General features: G+C 65.4%; 18 protein-coding genes. 1 reads left to right on the forward strand and 17 read right to left on the reverse strand.

The window, feature by feature from the left end; translation table 11 throughout:
• Positions 1 to 97: 97 nt before the first annotated feature.
• From kynU to ACT01B_RS05955, 3 genes are read right to left on the reverse strand one after another with little or no spacing between them, the layout of a single operon-like run.
• Positions 98 to 1,381, reverse strand: coding sequence for a kynureninase (gene kynU / locus ACT01B_RS05945; RefSeq protein ID WP_445146454.1), 1,284 nt, complete (start codon positions 1,379 to 1,381; stop codon positions 98 to 100).
• 58 nt (positions 1,382 to 1,439) lie between these two features.
• A complete protein-coding gene (locus ACT01B_RS05950; protein WP_445146455.1) occupies positions 1,440 to 1,946 on the reverse strand; it encodes a hypothetical protein in 507 nt (168 codons plus the stop codon).
• An 11-nt stretch (positions 1,947 to 1,957) separates the two neighbouring features.
• Positions 1,958 to 2,977 (reverse strand): amidohydrolase family protein, encoded by a 1,020-nt coding sequence (locus tag ACT01B_RS05955; RefSeq protein WP_445146456.1) that lies wholly within the window; start codon positions 2,975 to 2,977, stop codon positions 1,958 to 1,960.
• 288 nt (positions 2,978 to 3,265) lie between these two features.
• On the opposite strand from ACT01B_RS05955, the gene ACT01B_RS05960 reads away from it, so the two are divergent.
• Positions 3,266 to 3,640 carry a YciI family protein gene (locus ACT01B_RS05960; RefSeq protein ID WP_445146457.1) on the forward strand — a complete coding sequence of 125 codons (375 nt, stop codon included), beginning with the start codon at positions 3,266 to 3,268 and terminating at the stop codon, positions 3,638 to 3,640.
• Positions 3,641 to 3,789: 149 nt separating this feature from the next.
• Here ACT01B_RS05960 and ACT01B_RS05965 read toward each other — a convergent pair whose 3' ends face one another.
• The 14 genes from ACT01B_RS05965 to ACT01B_RS06030 form a co-directional block, all read right to left on the reverse strand.
• Complete coding sequence (locus ACT01B_RS05965) at positions 3,790 to 5,874, reverse strand: FUSC family protein (protein WP_445146458.1); 2,085 nt, start codon at positions 5,872 to 5,874, stop codon at positions 3,790 to 3,792.
• A 101-nt stretch (positions 5,875 to 5,975) separates the two neighbouring features.
• Positions 5,976 to 6,758, reverse strand: coding sequence for an N-acetylmuramoyl-L-alanine amidase (locus ACT01B_RS05970; RefSeq protein ID WP_445146459.1), 783 nt, complete (start codon positions 6,756 to 6,758; stop codon positions 5,976 to 5,978).
• Between the two features lie 121 nt (positions 6,759 to 6,879).
• Positions 6,880 to 7,443, reverse strand: coding sequence for an elongation factor P-like protein EfpL (gene efpL / locus ACT01B_RS05975; RefSeq protein ID WP_445146460.1), 564 nt, complete (start codon positions 7,441 to 7,443; stop codon positions 6,880 to 6,882).
• 82 nt (positions 7,444 to 7,525) lie between these two features.
• A complete protein-coding gene (locus ACT01B_RS05980; RefSeq protein ID WP_445146461.1) occupies positions 7,526 to 8,287 on the reverse strand; it encodes an SDR family oxidoreductase in 762 nt (253 codons plus the stop codon).
• Positions 8,288 to 8,319: 32 nt separating this feature from the next.
• Positions 8,320 to 8,889: a GNAT family N-acetyltransferase gene (locus tag ACT01B_RS05985; RefSeq protein ID WP_445146462.1), complete on the reverse strand. Its 570-nt coding sequence runs from the start codon at positions 8,887 to 8,889 to the stop codon at positions 8,320 to 8,322.
• A complete protein-coding gene (locus ACT01B_RS05990; protein ID WP_445146463.1) occupies positions 8,886 to 9,353 on the reverse strand; it encodes a GNAT family N-acetyltransferase in 468 nt (155 codons plus the stop codon). Before ACT01B_RS05990 ends, ACT01B_RS05985 begins: the two co-directional genes overlap by 4 nt.
• On the reverse strand, positions 9,347 to 9,958 hold the full coding sequence (locus tag ACT01B_RS05995) for a YdeI/OmpD-associated family protein (protein WP_445146464.1): 612 nt from the start codon (positions 9,956 to 9,958) through the stop codon (positions 9,347 to 9,349). Before ACT01B_RS05995 ends, ACT01B_RS05990 begins: the two co-directional genes overlap by 7 nt.
• A gap of 9 nt (positions 9,959 to 9,967) precedes the next feature.
• The gene (locus ACT01B_RS06000; RefSeq protein WP_445146465.1) at positions 9,968 to 10,453 is read right to left on the reverse strand and encodes a GNAT family N-acetyltransferase; all 486 of its coding nucleotides are present in this window, start codon (positions 10,451 to 10,453) and stop codon (positions 9,968 to 9,970) included.
• A complete protein-coding gene (locus ACT01B_RS06005) occupies positions 10,450 to 11,697 on the reverse strand; it encodes an amidohydrolase family protein (protein WP_445147436.1) in 1,248 nt (415 codons plus the stop codon). Before ACT01B_RS06005 ends, ACT01B_RS06000 begins: the two co-directional genes overlap by 4 nt.
• A gap of 146 nt (positions 11,698 to 11,843) precedes the next feature.
• Positions 11,844 to 12,218 (reverse strand): hypothetical protein, encoded by a 375-nt coding sequence (locus tag ACT01B_RS06010; protein WP_445146466.1) that lies wholly within the window; start codon positions 12,216 to 12,218, stop codon positions 11,844 to 11,846.
• Between the two features lie 43 nt (positions 12,219 to 12,261).
• Positions 12,262 to 13,026 carry a LytR/AlgR family response regulator transcription factor gene (locus ACT01B_RS06015; protein WP_445146467.1) on the reverse strand — a complete coding sequence of 255 codons (765 nt, stop codon included), beginning with the start codon at positions 13,024 to 13,026 and terminating at the stop codon, positions 12,262 to 12,264.
• Positions 13,023 to 14,291 carry a sensor histidine kinase gene (locus ACT01B_RS06020; RefSeq protein ID WP_445146468.1) on the reverse strand — a complete coding sequence of 423 codons (1,269 nt, stop codon included), beginning with the start codon at positions 14,289 to 14,291 and terminating at the stop codon, positions 13,023 to 13,025. Before ACT01B_RS06020 ends, ACT01B_RS06015 begins: the two co-directional genes overlap by 4 nt.
• Positions 14,292 to 14,427: 136 nt before the next feature.
• A complete protein-coding gene (locus tag ACT01B_RS06025; RefSeq protein WP_445146469.1) occupies positions 14,428 to 15,339 on the reverse strand; it encodes a hydroxymethylglutaryl-CoA lyase in 912 nt (303 codons plus the stop codon).
• Positions 15,340 to 15,363: 24 nt separating this feature from the next.
• Positions 15,364 to 17,373 (reverse strand): acetyl/propionyl/methylcrotonyl-CoA carboxylase subunit alpha, encoded by a 2,010-nt coding sequence (locus ACT01B_RS06030; RefSeq protein ID WP_445146470.1) that lies wholly within the window; start codon positions 17,371 to 17,373, stop codon positions 15,364 to 15,366.
• Positions 17,374 to 17,632: the final 259 nt, after the last annotated feature.

Below are 17,632 nucleotides of genomic sequence, written 5' to 3' on the forward strand. Positions count from 1 at the left end.
TGGCAGACGGTCGATGTGTCCGCTCTCCTTCGTGGGCTCGTTATCCATGCGAACGCGCCTCCAGCCTTCGCTTGGATGGCGAGCGGGAAGAGCGGCCTCAGGCGCTGCGCGCAGCCCACTCCTTCACCGCCTCCACAAACGCCCAGCAGTCCGCAAACCGGTTGTACAACGGTGCCGGCGAAATCCGAATCACATCCGGCTCACGCCAGTCACCAATGATGCCGTGCTCCATCAGATACTCGAACAACGCGCGCCCCCATTCGCGACCACCCAGCACGCGGATGGAGAGCTGCGCGCCACGGCGTTCGGGGTCGTTGGGTGTCACCACCTCGAGTAGATGGTTCAACTGGGTGTGCACCAGCCATTCCAGATAGCCGGTGAGTCGCAGTGACTTCTCGCGCAGACGCGGCATGCCGGCGCGGCGGAAGATTTCCAACGATACGCGCAGTGGTGCCAGGGCAAGAATGGGCGGGTTGGAAAGCTGCCAGCCATCGGCGCCATGGGTGGGCACGAATTGTGGGCCCATTTGGAAGCGGGTGGTCTTGTCGTGGCCCCACCAGCCGGCGAAGCGTGGCAGGTCGGTGCGGGCGTGGCGTTCGTGGACGAAGGCACCACCGACAGCGCCCGGGCCGCTGTTGAGGTACTTGTAGCTGCACCAGATGGCGAAGTCGGCACCGCTGTCATGCAGCTGCAGCGGGAGGTTGCCCACGGCATGCGCGAGATCGAAACCGACCATGCAGCCGTGGCGGTTGGCGAGCCGCGTGATGGCGGCGAGATCGAACGCCTGGCCGGTGCGGTACTGGATTCCGGGCAGCATCACCAGGGCAATGCGCGAGCCGTGCTCGGCCAGCACGCGTTCGATGGCGGCCATCGAAGTGGTGCCATTCGGTTCGTCGCTTTTAAGTTCGATCAGGGCGGTGCTGGGATCGAAGCCGTGGAAGCGGATCTGCGATTCCACCGCGTAACGATCGGTAGGGAAAGAGCCCGCTTCGATCAGGATCGCGTGGCGCGCCGGCGTCGGGCGATAGAAGCTCACCATCATCAGGTGCAGGTTCACACCCAGGGTATTCATCGCTACGACTTCGGTGGGCTGTGCGCCCACCACCGTGGCGAGGTCGTCGCGCACGAACTCGTGATAATCCATCCAGGGCAGGCGCCCCTTGAAATGACCTTCCACGCCCAGCTCGCCCCAGTAGTCCAGTTCGGCGCTCAGCGCGGGGCGCACGGCACGTGGCTGCAGGCCCAGCGAATTGCCGCAGAAGTAGTGACTGTCGCGACCTTCGTGCGGCGGGATATGGAACTCGTCGCGGAAGTGGCGCAGCGGGTCGGCGGCATCCTGGGCCTGCGCCCAGGCGAGGGTGGCTTCGTACGGTGCGGACATCGGCATTCTCGTGCAGTGCGCCGCTCGCCCTTCGAAGGGCGAGCGGCAATGAACCGGATTACTTCAGGCGTGCCGCGATGGCGTCGCAGCCCTTGTCGAAGGCAGCCTTCCAGGCGGGGCCGGCCTGACTCTGGCTGGGACGCACGCAGCGCAACTGGATGGCGTGGCTGCCCTTGAGCCAGTAGCGCTCGGTGTAGCTGAACTGCGCGCCGTTTTCCTGGGCGGTGTAGACGAAGTTGTCCGCCGCCTGGCTGGCGCCGGCCTGGAAGCCGGTAAGCGCCTTGGCCTTGCCCATGGCGGCGCTTACGTACTGCTGGTAGGCGTTGCCGTCTGCTACCTGCTTCACCGTCACGGTCACCCGGGCGAGGCTGCTGGCCGCGGTGGGCGAGGGATCCGGTACCTGGAATACCCGCACTTCCGGATCGCCCTGCGTCTCCATGATGCTCACCCATGCGTCCGGCGTGCTGAAGCTGACGCTGCCGTCGGCCATGGTGACGTCGGTGGCGTGGACTGCGCCGGCCAGCATGAGGGCGCTGACCAGAACCGTGTTGCGGAAAAAGCTCATGCCTGCTCCTGTTAGGCGGCGGTGGGTTCGAAACGGTGGAGCGGCAGCCCCAACCATTCCAGTGCGGTGCCGTGGAAGAGTCGCGCACGGTCGGCGTCGTCGAGACCCAGCGCCTCGATCCCGCTACCCGGATGTTGTTCCCCCAGCGGGAAAGGATAGTCGGTACCCAGCATGACGCGGTCGACGCCGGTCACATCCAGGAGATAGCGCAGGGCCTGCGGGTCATGCACGCAGGAGTCGAAATACAGGCGCTGCAGGTACTCGCGCGGATTGCGGGGGTTGTCCGTGGCCACCAGGTCCGGGCGCATGCGGAAACCATGCTCGATACGGCCGATGCTCCACGGAAAGCTGCCGCCGCCATGGGCCAACATCACGCGTAGCCTTGGCAGCCGCTCAAGCACGCCACCGAACACCAGGCAGCAGCCGGCGCGCGATTGTTCGGCCGGCATGCCCACCAACCAGGGCAGCCAGTACTTGGGCATGCTGGCGGCACCCATCATGTCCCAGGGATGCACGAGTACGGCCGCGCCAAGATCCGCTGCCGCCTCGAAAAACGGAAACAGTTCCGGCGCGTCCAGGTTCCAGTCGTTGCAGTGCGAGCCGATCTGCACGCCTTGCAGGCCCAGTTCGTCGATGCAGCGTTCCAGTTCACGGATGGCCAGCTCCGGCGACTGCAGCGGCACCGTGCCGATGCCCGCGTAGTGACGCGGATAGTCGTTGCACAGCCGGGCGGTCTCATCGTTCAGGTGTCGATGCAGCTCCAGCGCCTGGTAGCCCGGTGCCCAGTAGGAGAACAGCACCGGCACGGTGGAGATGACCTGTACGCCGACGCCAAAACGCGCGTAGTCGTCGATACGGTGTTGCGGATCGAAGGCCGAATCCCATACCTCACGGAAGAACTTGCCGTCCTTGTAGATACGGTGGCGCCCGTCGTTGTGGATCATCACCGGGAAACGTTCGTCGCCGTATTTGGCCGCCAGATTGGGCCAGTCGCGGGGCAGGATATGCGCGTGGGTATCGATCTTGAGCATGGCGCAGAGTGTAGAGCCTGTGAATGGTCTTCGCGTAGAGAGCCGCACGGCGGGTCGGGGCAGGGCTGTCCGCGGGCCAGGTGCAGGCGATTGGTCCGTGGATGGCCCGAATCCCCCCCTTTGGAAATGGGTGCTGTGCCGGGTGTATCGCCCTTGACGATACAACGCGAATTGCGGCTTGCCCGCAGGTGGCTGCAAGGTGAACTGGAAGCCGCCCGAACGTGCACAGCGGGCGCTTTGCCGCCATCATGCGGGACTCCTTTCCGCCAACCGGCCTTCGGGGGCAGCATGAAATTCCTGGTCATGATCTACAACGACGACGCCTTGCTGGATGCACTTCCGCCAGGCGAGTTCGACAGCATGATGCGCGGCTGTTTCGCCCATGCCGACGAGCTGCGTGCCGAAGGCTGCCTGCTCGATTCGATGCAGCTGGAAGCGCCCGCGCAAGCGAAGTCGCTGCGCATGCGCGACAGCAAGATCAGCGTGATCGATGGGCCGTTTGCCGAGGCCAAGGAATACCTCGGTGGCTTCAACCTGATCGAGGCCGCGGATATGGACGAGGCGGTGCAGATCGCCATGACGTTTCCATGGTCGCGGACCGGGCGGATCGAGGTCCGGGCGGTGAGGGATTCGGACGCCGTGCGGAAGCGCGTGGGAGCTTGAGCCTTTAGCTTCCTCTCCCCTCCGGGGAGAAGATTGAGGTGAGGGGCGGGTGCTCGCGGTAAGGCCTCAACGAAGCTCGCTAGGACAAGACCTCATCTCAAGATTGCCCCCTCACCCCAACCTTCTCCCCAGAGGGGAGAGGGAGTAAATCAGGCGGTCGCTGCCGACTTGCTGCGACTGCGCCCGGTGATATGAGCCAGCGTGTTCACATTGTCGACGAGGCGGTCGCTGATGCGCGTCAGCAGACCGGCGGCCTGTCGATCCTCGGTCATGTTGAGCAGCGCTGCGTACGTACGTTGCAGGCTGCGCAGATCGGGCAGGCGCTCCGGTATGCGTTGCGCGCGCAAGGCCGCGGCAATCTCGTGCAGCGCGATGGCGACGTGATTGACGAAGGCGCACATCTCCGCCTGCTCGGGCAGGTTGGGGTGATCGTCAATCAATGCTTCCAGCGTCATCGCCGTGCGCGCGAGTCGATTGCTGTTGGCGAACAGGGCGTTGGCCAGTTCGAGCAGGGCGGGCGGCGTCGCCGGTTCGGCACGTATGCGATCCAGCGACGCCTGCGCGTTGCTGCGTGCCATGCGAGCGCCCGTGCGCGCTTCGCGCCGGCCGTCGCGTCGTTCCGGATTGGCCAGGGCCTGCATATAATTGGCATACGCATCCAGCATCTCCGACAGCGCGACGCGTGCACGGCCACGTTCCCAGGTGGGCCACAGCACGTAGGCAATCAGCGCGATGCCGCTGCCTAGGGCCGTATTGATCACGCGATCCATCACCGCATCGCTGGAATTGACACCTTCAAACGACAGCAGGATGACCACGGTGCCGGTCAGCGCCGCGACGGCAACACCGTAGTGCGCGGTAGCGAGGTAACGGAATGCCATGCACAACACCGCCATCAGGGCGAGATGCGCCCAGGCCTCGTGCGGGGTGAAATGCAACAGGGCCGTGGTCAGCACCAGGCCCAGGATCGTGCCAACCACGCGCAGCAAGCCGAAGTTGAAGGTGGCGGCGAAGTCCGGGCGCAGCACGATGGCGGCGGTCATCGGCAGCCAATAGCCATGCGGCAGCTGCAGCTGGCGCGCCACCCACAGCGTGGCGGTCAGGGTGACGGCACTGCGCACGGCATGGCGGAACGCCACGGAATGCGGGGTGAGGTTGGCGCGCAGCGTGGCGCGCGCCGAACTGCTGCGCAGCGCCGCCGGCAACGGCGTTTCCGCAGCGGCGGCACGAAGTTCGCCGCGACTGCCGGCCCAGTTCGCATTGCGCACGACGGCGGCGAGCTGACCGGAAAGTGCGTGAACATGCGTGGCCAGCCCGTCGGCCTGGCCGCCGTTGCCAAGCAGGGCCTGTTCGCTGGCTTGCAGGGTTTGCAGGGCATGTTCGGCCTGCCGGGGCGAGTCGCCGGCCTCCAGCGCATCGGCGACTGCAGCGAGCACGCGTGCCGCATCGCCTCGGAACATGGCGTGGATGGTGGCGTTGGCGCGTAGCTCCGCCATGGCAGTGAGCTCCAGGCGGATGCGTTCGGCCAGCTCCAGCAGCACGCCAAACGCTTCCATCGCGCGACCACGCGCGTGGTGCCGCCCGAGCAAGGTGTGCTGCAGCGTGGTCATGGCATCCGTGAGTGCGGGCACGTCCGCGTCGTCATGCGCCTGCTGACGCGCCAGCGTGGCCAATCCGCGATACACCGCGGCGAGCGCATGGCGTTCGGGACGGTAACGCTGCAGCGGCCATGCGGCGACCGAGAACACGGTGAGCAACAGGCCGCCGGCAAAGATCAGGGCCGACGCACCGAGCGCTTCGCCCAAAGGCCTCGGCGAGGCTGCGGTGACCACCAGCAGGATCATGCTGGTCATGCCGACGCGGGTCAGGTCGGTGCCGAACACCACCAGCAGTCCGCCGCAGAAGCCGAAGACGGCGGTCGCAATGAGAATGGGGATGAGCTGGTCGCCGAGCAGGAAACCGATCAGCGAGGCCAACCCCGCGGCCAGCGAGGCTAGCAGCAGTCGCGCCATGCGCTGACGATAAGGGCCAGGCTGGTCGGAGAACATGGTGTCCAGCGCGCCCGCGCCGATGCCCAGGCCGACGCCCGGGTGGCCCGTCGCGATGCCGAGCGCCAGCGGCAGGATCACGGCTGCCGTATTGCGCAGTACCACACGAGCCGGCACGTCCGGTCGCTTGGCAGTGAGCAGGCTGTCGACGACCGTGGTACGTAGCGAATAACCGCTGGAAGACATGAGGCTTCGTTCGCTCCTGAGATCCCAAACAGGCTCTACACGATACGGCGATTTTGCATGAGTGCGCCTGAAGCTGGCGCGACGGACGTCAAGGTCGCGGTTTACGGTGCCGCCGGACCACTCAGCTGGCGCGTCAGCGCGTACAGCACGCGCAGGTCCTGCGCATCGAGTGTGTCGCCGTCCATGCCGCGGAAGTGATGATGGAACGTACGCACGGTCGCGGCACGGTTATCGAGGGAGTACCCGACCATGCCCAGCGCCATCCACGGATCGAAGTCCGGCGGCGGATCCACCAGGGTGCCTTGCGGCCACCATCCGAAGCCAGCATCGGCGAGCTGTTCCCACGGGAACAGCTCGCCGGGATCGTCCTTGCGTCCTGGCGCCAGATCCTCGTGTCCGATGATCTGCGTGCGTGGAATACGCAGCCGGGTGGTGAGGTCGGTAAGCAGGCCGAGCAGGCTGTCGATCTGTGCCTGCGCAAACGGCGACTGCCCATCGTTGTCGAGCTCGATGCCGATCGAGGCGGAGTTGACGTCGGTAATCGTGCCCCAGCGTCCGGCGCCGGCGTGCCAGGCGCGTTGGCCATCGGCCACCAGCTGGAAAATATGCCCGTCGCGACCGATCAAGTAATGCGCGCTTACCGGGCCGCTGTCGTTGGACGTGCGCAGCGTCTCCAGGCTCTGCTGTGCCGAATGCCCGCCGGTGTAGTGCAGCACGATTAGTACTGGCCGACGTTGATCGAAGTTGGGCGACGGCACCCATTGGGCCATCGGATTACGTGCCGGGGCGGTTGCGCAGGCGGCGAGCAACGCCAGCAAGATGAGCAGCAGGGTAGTGCGGCTGGCGATGAACAGGCGCGCATACCTGGGGCGAGCGAAAGGCATGGCAGTCACAGCGGGTTCGGGTAGGGGAAACGTGCCGCACCCACCGCGCGACGTCAAGCCGATACGCCAACGGCGCCTGCTTGCGCAGGCGCCGTTGCATTCACGTCTTGGTCGTGGCGGTTTAGGCGCGGCCGGCGAACTCACCCGTCAGCGTGTTCACCCATACCTTTTCTTCGTTGGAGATGTACTCGGGCACCTGGATCTCGATGCCGGTGTTGAGCTTGGCCGGTTTGGTCCGTTTGGTGGCACTGGCACCCTTCATTTCCGGTGCGGTATCGACCACGGTGAGCGTGACGCTGGTCGGCACCTGCAGGCCCACCGGTGCGTCGTCGATCACCTGCACGTAATAGCCTTCCACGCCTTCCACGATGTAGCCGGCGTTGTCGCCCACCAATTCCGGCGCGAGCATGTACTGCGTGTAGTCCTCGTTGTCCATGAAGACGAACGCGTCACCGTCCATGTACGAGAAGTTCACTTCGCGGCGCACCAGCTCCATTTCCCTGAGATCGTCGTCGGCGCGCAGGCTCAGGTCGAACTTGCGACCGCCCGGGATGGAATACATGGTGAAGCGGAACGTAATGTTGCCGCCACGCGCAGTCGGCGAGCTGCGCTCGATATCGCGCACCTGGTACACGGTACCTTCGTGTTCGACCACATTGCCTTTCTTGACGTCGGAAGCTTTCATGGATGTGAGACCAACTGGCTTGAGGGTTTCATGTCCGTCATCCCAGTCTTTGCCGGGATGACGGTGTACTTGTATGTGGCAATTACTTCGGCTGCAAACGCACCGCGCCGTCGAGGCGGATGGTTTCCCCGTTGATGTAGCGGTTGCCGAGGATAAAGGCGACCGTGGAGGCGAACTCCTCCGGCTTGCCCAGGCGCGATGGGAACGGAATCGAAGCGGACAACGACTCCTGCACCTGCGGCGGCATGCCGTCCACCATGGGCGTCCAGAAGATGCCCGGTGCGATGGTCACCACGCGGATGCCGAAGCGTGACAGCTCGCGTGCCATCGGCAAGGTCATGGCGACGACGCCACCCTTGGAGGCGGAATAGGCGGCCTGGCCGATCTGGCCTTCGTAGGCGGCCACGGAGGCGGTATTGATGATCACGCCGCGCTCCCCATCTTCACCGGCTTCATTGCCCTGCATCAAGGCGGCGGCGGCCTTGGCCACGTTGAAGCTGCCCACCAGGTTCACCATCACGGTGGTGGCGAAGGTGTTCAGCGGCATCGGGCCTTCCTTGCCCAGCACGCGGCCGGCGCCGAGGATGCCGGCGCAGTTCATCACCACGTTGAGCCCGCCCAGGGCCTCGCGTGCGGCGGCGACGTTGGCCGTCACGCCTTCCTCGGACGTCACATCGGTGCGAAAGAACGTGGCGCCCATCGCCTTCGCGGCTTCCTGGCCCTTCTCCTCGTTGACGTCGAACAGGGCGACCTTGCCGCCGTGGGCGACCAGATGCTGCGCCACCGCGTGGCCGAGTCCGGAGGCGCCGCCGGTGATGATCGCCTTGACCTGATTGAGCTGCATGGGGGTGTCCGCTTAGTGTCCAGTCCCCAAGTTTAACCGACCCGCAGCAGGGCCCGCAGCGCTGGGTCGTCGTACAGGCTGGCGAATGGTTGGATGGGGCGGGGCGGGTTCTCCGGTGGCTGCAGTTCCTTCTGCCACACCCCCACGTCCCACCATTGGCCCAGCTTGTAGCCGGAGCTCCGCCACACACCGGCCGGGATGAAGCCCATGGCCTCATGCATGGCGACGCTGACTTCGCCGGGCAGCGTGATCACGCCAACCGCCTGGTTCAGCCCCTGCAGGCGCATCGAATCGAGCAGCACGCCATAGAGCCGGCGGGCGATGCCGCGGCGACGGGCGTCGGCGTGCACGTAGATGGACGTCTCGGCGATCCAGTCGTAGGCGGCGCGCTCGCGAAAGCGGCTGGCGTAGGCATAGGCGAGCACGCGGCCGTGTTCTTCCCATGCCAGCCACGGGTACTGCGTGAGCCGGCCGAGGATGCGTTCGCGCATGGCCTCGACGCCGGGCAATTCGGTTTCGAAGGTGGCCACGCCGGCGAGGACCGAGGGCGTATAGATCTCGTGGATGGCGGCCGCATCGTCGGCGTGGGCGATACGAATCATGCGAGGAATCTCTCCATGCAAATGCTTAGGGGGTTGGCACGATGTTCGCCAAAGGGCGCGCAGCGGCGGTAACCAGCGCGCCCGTAAAGTTCCAGCGCCTCGGCCTGGGCCGTGCCGGTCTCGAGCCGAATCAGCTTGCCGCCGGCCTGCGCTACTTGCTGCTCCAGCGCTTCCAGCAGTTGCTTGCCCAGGCCCAAGCCGCGGCATGCTGGCAATACGTACATGCGTTTCACCTCGACGTAGTCCGCGTGCCAAATGCAGGCACCACAGGCGACGGGTCTACCGTCGACGCGAGCGGTGAGAAACGTGACATTGGGCTGTTTGAGTGCCTCCACCGACACCGGCTGGATGTTGCCGGTGGGATACAGCTCGGCCAGATAGCCGTCCAGTTCGTGGATGAGCGGGATAACGTCCGCTGAAGCAGGGTCGTCAACTTCAAAGCGGAGCGCGGGCGCTCTCAGCATGACTCGTACTTCCAGTTGCGGCGCTTGCCTTCGGCCAACCATTCCAGTGTTGTCGCGATGCGCTTCTGCCGCGTGGCCTCGGTCTTGGCCTCACCGATCCATTCCACATATTCGCGCTGGGCGCCGGGTGGAAAACTTTCGTAGGCTTTGCGCGCCGCCACGTGCTTCTTCTGTGCGAGCAGGGCGGCAACGTCGTCTGGCATGACCGGTGGTGGCTTGGGTGCGCTCTTGGGACGCTTGGGCGCTGTGCCGGTATCGATCCGCACCATCGCCTGCTTGATCATGGCCACGAGTTCCTTCTTTGGCGGCAAGTCTTTCAGCGTCGTGAGCTTGCCGAATTGACCCATGCCTTCGTCATGAGCGTCGGCCGCGTCGCCAACGACATCCTTGTGGCGCCAGAACCCCAAGGCAGCGTGCTGCTTGAACGCCGCCATGTGACACATGGGCGAGCCGCGGTAGAGAAAGAACGGCATGCCCCATTTGATGCCTTCTTCCACCTCGGGACAACTGGCGTGTACCAGCGCACGGAGGTGTTCGAGTATCGGCTGGGCGAACGGCGCCGATTTGGCGAGATAGCTATCGACGCGTGGATCGTGGCTGCCCATGGCGAGGCCTCACAGTTCGCGGATAAAGAATTTGTCGCAGCTGAAGTGGCCCGTGCCGCCCATGGGCGCGTCCAGCCGGGTGAATCCATGTCGACGATACAAGCTTTGGGCGGCATCCATGCCGCTCAGGGTTTCCAGGTAACAGCGCTGGAAGCCATGTGTGCGCGCCGTATCGAGGCAGCGCAGCATCATGGCGCTGCCCGCACCGATGCCACGGGCTTCTGGCAGGAAGTACATCTTGCGCAGTTCACAGACGCCCGCATCGCCTCCCTCCAAGGGGGCGATGCCGCCGCCACCAATCACCACGCCGTGGCGCTCGACCACGAAGTACGCGCTACGCGGTCGAGCATAGGCTTCGTGCATGCCATCCACTTCAGCGTCATGGATGGCAAAGCCCGGACCGTCGGCGCCGAACTCGGGCATGACGGTGCGGATGATGTTGGCGACGGCGGGGTTGTCGCAGGCTTCGATGGGACGGATCAGAAAGTCGGTCATGGCGTCGCTGTTGGGGTGCGGTAGATGGTGCCGTCCTTCATCACGAAGACGGCCTGTCGGAGATCATCAATATGCGTGCTCGGATCGCCGTTGAACGCCACCAGGTCGGCGCGCAGGCCGGGCGCGATGCGACCGAAGCGGTCCTGCTGGCGCAGGATGCGCGCCGCCACATCGGTGGCCGCGTGCAGCGCCTGGGGCGGGGTCATGCCGTCGCGCACCATCGCGGCAGGCTCGCGCCAGTTCTCGCCATGGGTGAACACGCCGACGTCGCTGCCGTTGCCGATGGTCACGCCGAGCTTGAGCGCGGCGCGGAAGGCGCGCTCGGATTCACGCATGCGTGGCGTGGGCTCGCTTTGGCCGGGCACGTAATGTTCGAAATACTGCGCCGTCGACTCGACCGCCGTCAGCGTGGGCTCGTAGGCCACATGGTGCTGCTTGAGCAGGCGGAACGTGGCTTCGCTGGCGCCGTAGCCGTGTTCGATGCTGTCCACGCCCGCTTCGACCGCGAGGCGCACACCGGCGTCACTGGACGCATGTGCGGCTACCGGGCGTCCCGAGAGATGCGCGGTGTCGACGATGGCCTTCATTTCGGCCAGCGACAAGGTGGGTTGCGTGCTGCCGTCCGCACCGACACGATAGTCGGCGTACAGCTTGATCCAGTCCGCGCCGCGTCCGGCCTGTTCGCGGGTGGCGCGAATGGCTTCGTCGACGCCGCTGATCTCCTGCGCGCCACTGGGTAGATCCATATCGGGCCGGAAGCCGCGTGGGCCCGGGCCGTAGCTGGCGGTGGCCACGATGGCGCGTGTCGCCACGAACAGGCGCGGGCCGGGAATCATGCCCTCATCGATAGCGCGCTTGAGCGAGACATCGGCAAAGCCGGCACCTTCCGTCCCGAGGTCGCGCAAGCTGGTGAAGCCGGCCATCAGGGTGGCGCGCGCATGTGTCGCGGCTTCCAGCGTGCGGTAGTCCTGCGGCTCCTTGAGCACCTGGTCGTTCCACAGGGTTTCGTTGTACGGATGCAGGAAGACGTGCGAGTGCAGGTCGATCAGGCCCGGCGTCAAGGTGGTCCCGGCCAGGGTGATGCGTTGCGCGTAGGATGGGGCTTTGATCGTGTCGACGGGGCCGACCGCCGCGATGGCGCCCTCATGCACCAGTACGGCCCAGCCGCTGTGTGCGGTGTCGCCGTCTGCCGTCCAGACGCGATCAGGCAGCAGCAGGATGTCGGCGTGGGGCGTCGCGGCCATGGCGCTCGAGCCACCCAGCAGCAGCGTGGCCAGGAGCGCGCCGATCCAACCTTCGCATCGATTCCACCGCATCGCCAGTCCCCACGAATCCGAAGTCCGATTCTAGCGAGGTGTGGCCTGCGGCGGCGAGCCGGCGGGTCAGCGGGTCAGCGTGATGCGCGCCCGGCGTCTGCCATCAGCTGCCTGCAATCGTCGTCGGGTGCCGGCGTGGAGTTGACGCAGCTCTGGAAGCCGGCGGGTAGGCTGGTGTTGATGCGCATCTCGCCCTCGCGCACGGCGAAGTGCAGCGGCGGCGCGGCGCACGCGGCGCTGGCGGGCGCGCAATCATTGGCGACCACGGTGTAGTGACACTCGCCGCTCTCGCTACGCAGACAGCGGAAGCTGGCGAGCGGCCCGGTGACGTTGACCTTGCTATAGACCACGTCGTGGCCGTTGACGATCGAATGGACCACGACCGTGCGTCCTTGCTCGCATCCGGCGAGGACCAGCAGCAGGGGGAGCAATACGATGATCTTGTTCATGGGGACCTCTTGCGCGGGGCGCTGCGTGGCTTCGCCAGGAAGCTCACATGTTGCGGAACAACGCCATGAAGGGTTGGCTCACCACCAGGGTTTCCGGGCGCTGCTTGAGGCGCAGCGTGCCCTTGCCGGTGTCGTCGCGAACAATCGACGCGATCGCCTTGAGATTGACGATGGTCGAGCGATGGATCTGCTTGAACATGCTGGGGTCGAGCATGGCGGCCAGCTCGCGGATCGGCTTGCGCAACAGCGCCTCGCCCTCGGCGGTCATGGCCACGGTGTATTTGTTGTCGGCTCGGAAATAGGCTACGTCGTCCACCATGATCAGGCGCGTCTCGCGCCCGTTGCTGGCGGTGATCCAGGTCAGCGGCGACGCACCGGGCGTGTTGCCGATGGATAGCTCGCGCAGCAATTCGGCCAGCGCAGCGGTATCGGCGGGGTGCTTGTCCGTGCGGGCCTTCAGGCGCTGCACGGTCGCGGCGAGACGCTCGGTGGTGATGGGCTTCAGCAGGTAGTCCACCGCGCCCCGCTCGAACGCATCGATGGCGTATTGATCGTAGGCGGTGGTGAAGACAACTTGCGTGCCAGGGCTGGCCTCGGCGGCCGCGGCAGCCACTTCCAGTCCGCTCAGGCCGGGCATGCGGATGTCGAGAAAGGCCACGTCGGGTCGGTGCGCGTCGATCGCTTCGAGCGCGCTGGCGCCGTCCTCGCATTCGGCCAGCACGTCCAGTTCGGGCCATACATGGGCCAACAGGTCGCGCAGGGCGGCGCGCAGCAGGGCTTCGTCCTCGGCTAGGATGGCGGTGGTCATGTCGAAGCCTCCTTGTCGCCCGCCGCCGCGATCCGTCGCGGCACCGTGATGGTGCTGGCCACGCCTTCCGGCGCGTTGCCGACGACCGATAGCGAGGCGGCGCTGCCGTAGATCAAACGCAGGCGTTCGCGTACGTTCTTCAGGCCGATGCCGGTACCGCCGCTGGCATCGCTGAAGCCACGTCCGTCGTCGGCAATCGTGATGCTGACCCGGTCCTCATCATGGCGCGCGAGTATCCATACCGTGCCACCGCCGGGCTTGGGTTCCAGCCCGTGCTTGATCGCGTTCTCCACCAGCGTCTGCAGCATCATCGGCGGCAGCGAGATGGCACGCAGCGCATCGGGGACGTCGATCTGCAACGACAGGCGCGGGCCCATGCGCAGCTTCATGATCTCCAGATAGGCGCGGGTGCGTTCCAGCTCATCGCCCAGGGTCGACAACGCGTCGTCCGTGGTCGGCAGGGAGTGGCGCAGGTAGTGGATCAGATGGCCGAGCATCTGGTCAGCCTGGGCCGGATCGCTGCGGGTGAGGTATTGCGCGCTGGCAAGGGTGTTGTAGAGAAAGTGCGGTTCGACCTGGGCGTGCAGCAGGTTGAGTCGGGCCACTGTGCGTTCTTTTTCGCTCTCCGACTGCGCCGAGCGCAGCTTTTCCTGGCGCCGCTTTTCGGACACGCGGCGGGTAATGGCGCGGATGATCGCCTCGGCGTTTTCCAGGTTGGTGCCGTCGTCCACGCGGAACCAGTCGCTCCAGGCGCCGGCCTCGGGCTCGCAGATCAGGGTGACGCTGCCGGTGCCGTCGCCAGGGGTGACTGTCGCGAAGATCTGGTTGCGCAGGTGGCCGAACCAGGTGGATGGATCCAGGCGACCCAGTGCGCTACGTCCGTAGGGCATCGGTCGTTGCACCTTGGCGCGAACCTGCAGGCTGTCGCGGGCGCTCTCGATATCCTCGGTGCGTGGCAGCTCACGGATCGCGGCGTCGAGCAGGTCGAATGCTTCGTCGGCTTCGAACGGTATCTCCACCCGCCGCCGCTGCCGGTTGCCCAGGGTGTCGCTATCGATATGGCCGGCGATAAGCCGCACGCGGCGCAGGTGGGAGACCGCGCCGGTGACCACCATCAGCAGGGCGATGGCAACCAGCAGCACGAACGCACCGCCTGTGTCCCGGTAACGGAACGGTGGGCTGTTGGAGATCAGCAAGGCGGCGAACAGCAGGGCAAGAAACCATGCCAGGACCAGGCGGGCAACGAAGAGCACACTCTTGATCACGGCGGAACCTTGGGCTTCGGTGGGATGGCCGAGAGCATACTCAGCCCGGTTCCGGCCCGGGGCCCCTTTTCGACGAAACCGGGGTGGCCGCGACGAAAGCGTGCTGCGGGGGTGCGAAACCGTCGCCCCTTACCGCCTAGCCGGCCGTACGCGCCCGCGTCACCCGGCTGGCGGTTTCCTTGTGCAGCTGGGCGGCCAGCCATGCGCCGGTGGCCACCAGGATGTCCAGGTCGACGTCGGTGTGCATGCCGATGCCGTGCAGCATGTAGACCACGTCCTCGCTGGCGACATTGCCGGTGGCACCCTTGGCATAGGGACAGCCGCCGGTGCCGGAGACGGAGCTGTCGACGACGCGCACGCCTTCTTCGAGGCAGTTGAGGATATTGGCCAGCGCCTGGCCGTAGGTGTCGTGGAAGTGCACGGCCAATGCAGCCATCGGTACCTCCTGCGCCACCGCCCGCAGCATGGCACGCGCTTTCGCCGGCGTGCCGACGCCGATGGTATCGCCCAGTGAAATTTCGTAGCAGCCCAGTTCATGCAGGCGGCGCGCCACGCGCACGACATCGCTGATCGCTACGTCGCCCTGGTAGGGACAGCCTAGTACGGTAGAAACATAGCCACGCACCTTCACGCCATCGGCTTTCGCGCGTGCCAGTACCGGCGTGAAGCGCTCGATCGATTCATCGATCGAGGCGTTGATGTTCTTGCGGTTGAACGCTTCCGACGCCGCGGTGAATACGGCAATCTCGGTCACGCCGCTTGCACGCGCACGCTCATAGCCCTGCTCGTTGGGCACCAGCACCGGGTAGCTTACCCCGGGCACCTTGCGGATACCCTGGTAAACCTCGGCGGCGTCGGCCATCTGCGGCACCCACTTGGGGCTGACGAAGCTGGTCGCCTCGATGGTCCGTAGGCCGGTGCCCGACAGGCGATCGATCAGCGCGATCTTGACGTCGGTCGGCAGCAAGGTCTTTTCGTTCTGCAGGCCATCACGCGCGCCGACTTCGACGATGCGGACGTGGTCGGTTGAGATTGATGACGTGTTCATGACGTGCCTATTTGATCGATGCGATCAGGAATGGGGTTCCGCAATAAACCGAACCAGCACCGCGTCGGCTTCCACGAAGTCGCCTTGCGCGGCGCTGATGCTTTCGATGGTACCGGCGCGGGGCGCTTTCAATGCCAGCTCCATCTTCATCGCTTCCATCACCAGCAGTTCCTGACCCTCGACGACGCTATCGCCGGGGGCGGCCTTCACCAGCACGATACGGCCAGGCATCGGCGCCGCGATTTGGTTGCCGCCGCCGGCTTCCTTGGTCTGCCAGGCAAAGGCGGGCGCGCGTTCGAAACTGTGACGGTTACCCGCAGCATCGTGCACGGTGACACGGGCGCCATCGGCGCGTACCGGCATGCGCAGCGCTTCGTCGTCAAGGCGGGCACTCAGGTACTCGCCATCGTGGCGTGCACCGCGCACATCGGCGTTCGCTTCGCCGTGATGCAGTTGATAGTCCCCATCGTGGCCGTGCGCTTCGATCTCGTAGCGATGGCCGTGCAGCGATAGCGCAACGATGCGTTTGCCGGCATGACCCACGCGCCATGCATCGGCGCGCGACCATGGGGAATACGGATCGCTGCCATAGCGTGCGTTCGTCATGACGACGCACTCGTCATGCAGCAGGGCCGCAACCGCCGCGGCGAACAGCGCGCGCTGGTCCGGCGCCGTATCGCCGGCGAGAAATTCATCGAGATGACGGTCGAGATAGCCGGTGTCGATGCGAGCTTCGACTACGGCTGGGTGGCGTGCCAACCGTTCGAGGAAGGTGATATTCGATTTTGGTCCGACGATCTCGCCCTGCATCAACGCATCGCGCAGACGCTGCAAAGCCTGCGGGCGGTTCTCGTCCCACACGATGAGCTTGGCGATCATCGGGTCGTAGAAGATGGTGACGGTGTCGCCTTCGATCACGCCGCCGTCGAGGCGCACATGACGCGAGGGCGCGGGCAGGCGGAGCTTTTGCAGCTTGCCGGAGCCCGGCAGGAAGTTTTGGTCGGGATCTTCGGCGTATAGTCGCACTTCGATGGCGTGGCCGTGCGCGCGAACCTGGTCCTGCGACAACGGCAACGCTTCGCCAAACGCCACACGCAGCTGCCATTCGACCAGGTCCAGACCCAGCGTCTCTTCAGTCACCGGGTGCTCGACCTGCAGACGCGTGTTCATCTCCATGAAGAAGAACTCGCCGCCCTGGCCAACGATGAATTCCACCGTGCCGGCGCCGACGTAGTTCACCGCCCTGGCGGCCGCGACGGCGGCGGTGCCCATCGCGGTGCGACGTGCGTCGTCGAGGAAGGGCGAGGGGGTTTCTTCCAGCACTTTCTGGTAGCGACGTTGCGCCGAGCATTCACGCTCGTTGAGGTGGATCACGTTGCCGTGAGTATCGCCGAACACCTGGAATTCGATATGGCGGGGATGGTCTACGTAGCGCTCAAGAATCACGCGCGTATCGCCGAACGCACTGGCCGCCTCGCGCTGGGCGGACGCGAGCGCGTCGACGAACTCGGCCTCGCTACGCACGATGCGCATGCCCTTGCCGCCGCCACCCGACGCCGCCTTGATCATCAGCGGGAAACCGGTGTGACGCGCCTGCTCGGCGAGCACGTCAGCTGACTGGTCGGCACCGTGGTAGCCAGGGACGAGTGGCACATCGTGTTGTTCCATCAAGGCCTTGGCGGCCGCCTTGGAGCCCATCGCATCGATGCTTTCCGGACGCGGCCCGATAAAGGCAATGCCGGCATCCGTGCAGGCGCGCGCAAATGCCGTGTTCTCGGACAGAAAGCCGTAGCCCGGATGGATCGCCTGTGCGCCTGACTTGCGTGCCACCTCGAGGATCACGTCGCCGCGCAGATACGAATCCGTCGGACGAGGGCCGCCAATGGGCCACGCCTCATCCGCCAGTCGCACATGTTGCGCGTTGGCATCCGCTTCCGAATACACGGCGATGGTGCGGATGCCCAGGCGTCGGCAGGTGCGAATCACCCGACAGGCGATTTCGCCGCGATTGGCAATCAGTACGCGCTCGAACATGCGGCTTCCGGGGTTGTGCGAAGTGCCTAAACGTAGCAGATCGGCGTGACGTAGCCGATGCGCGGCGCAGCATGAGAGGGGATGGAGTGTTTGGTCATGTGTAGTTTTGGTGGATGTTGACGAGGCGCGCGAAAGACCTGCGTGGGTTTATTTCTTTCGCTCGTCATCCCAGCGAAGGCTGGAGGCGCTTTACAACAGCGAAGCTGGTCATCCAGTGACTTCGCTTTTCCGAGCTTGACCGCGATCTGGCTCGCCTGCG

Source organism: Dyella sp. Tek66A03 (genome assembly GCF_052567735.1).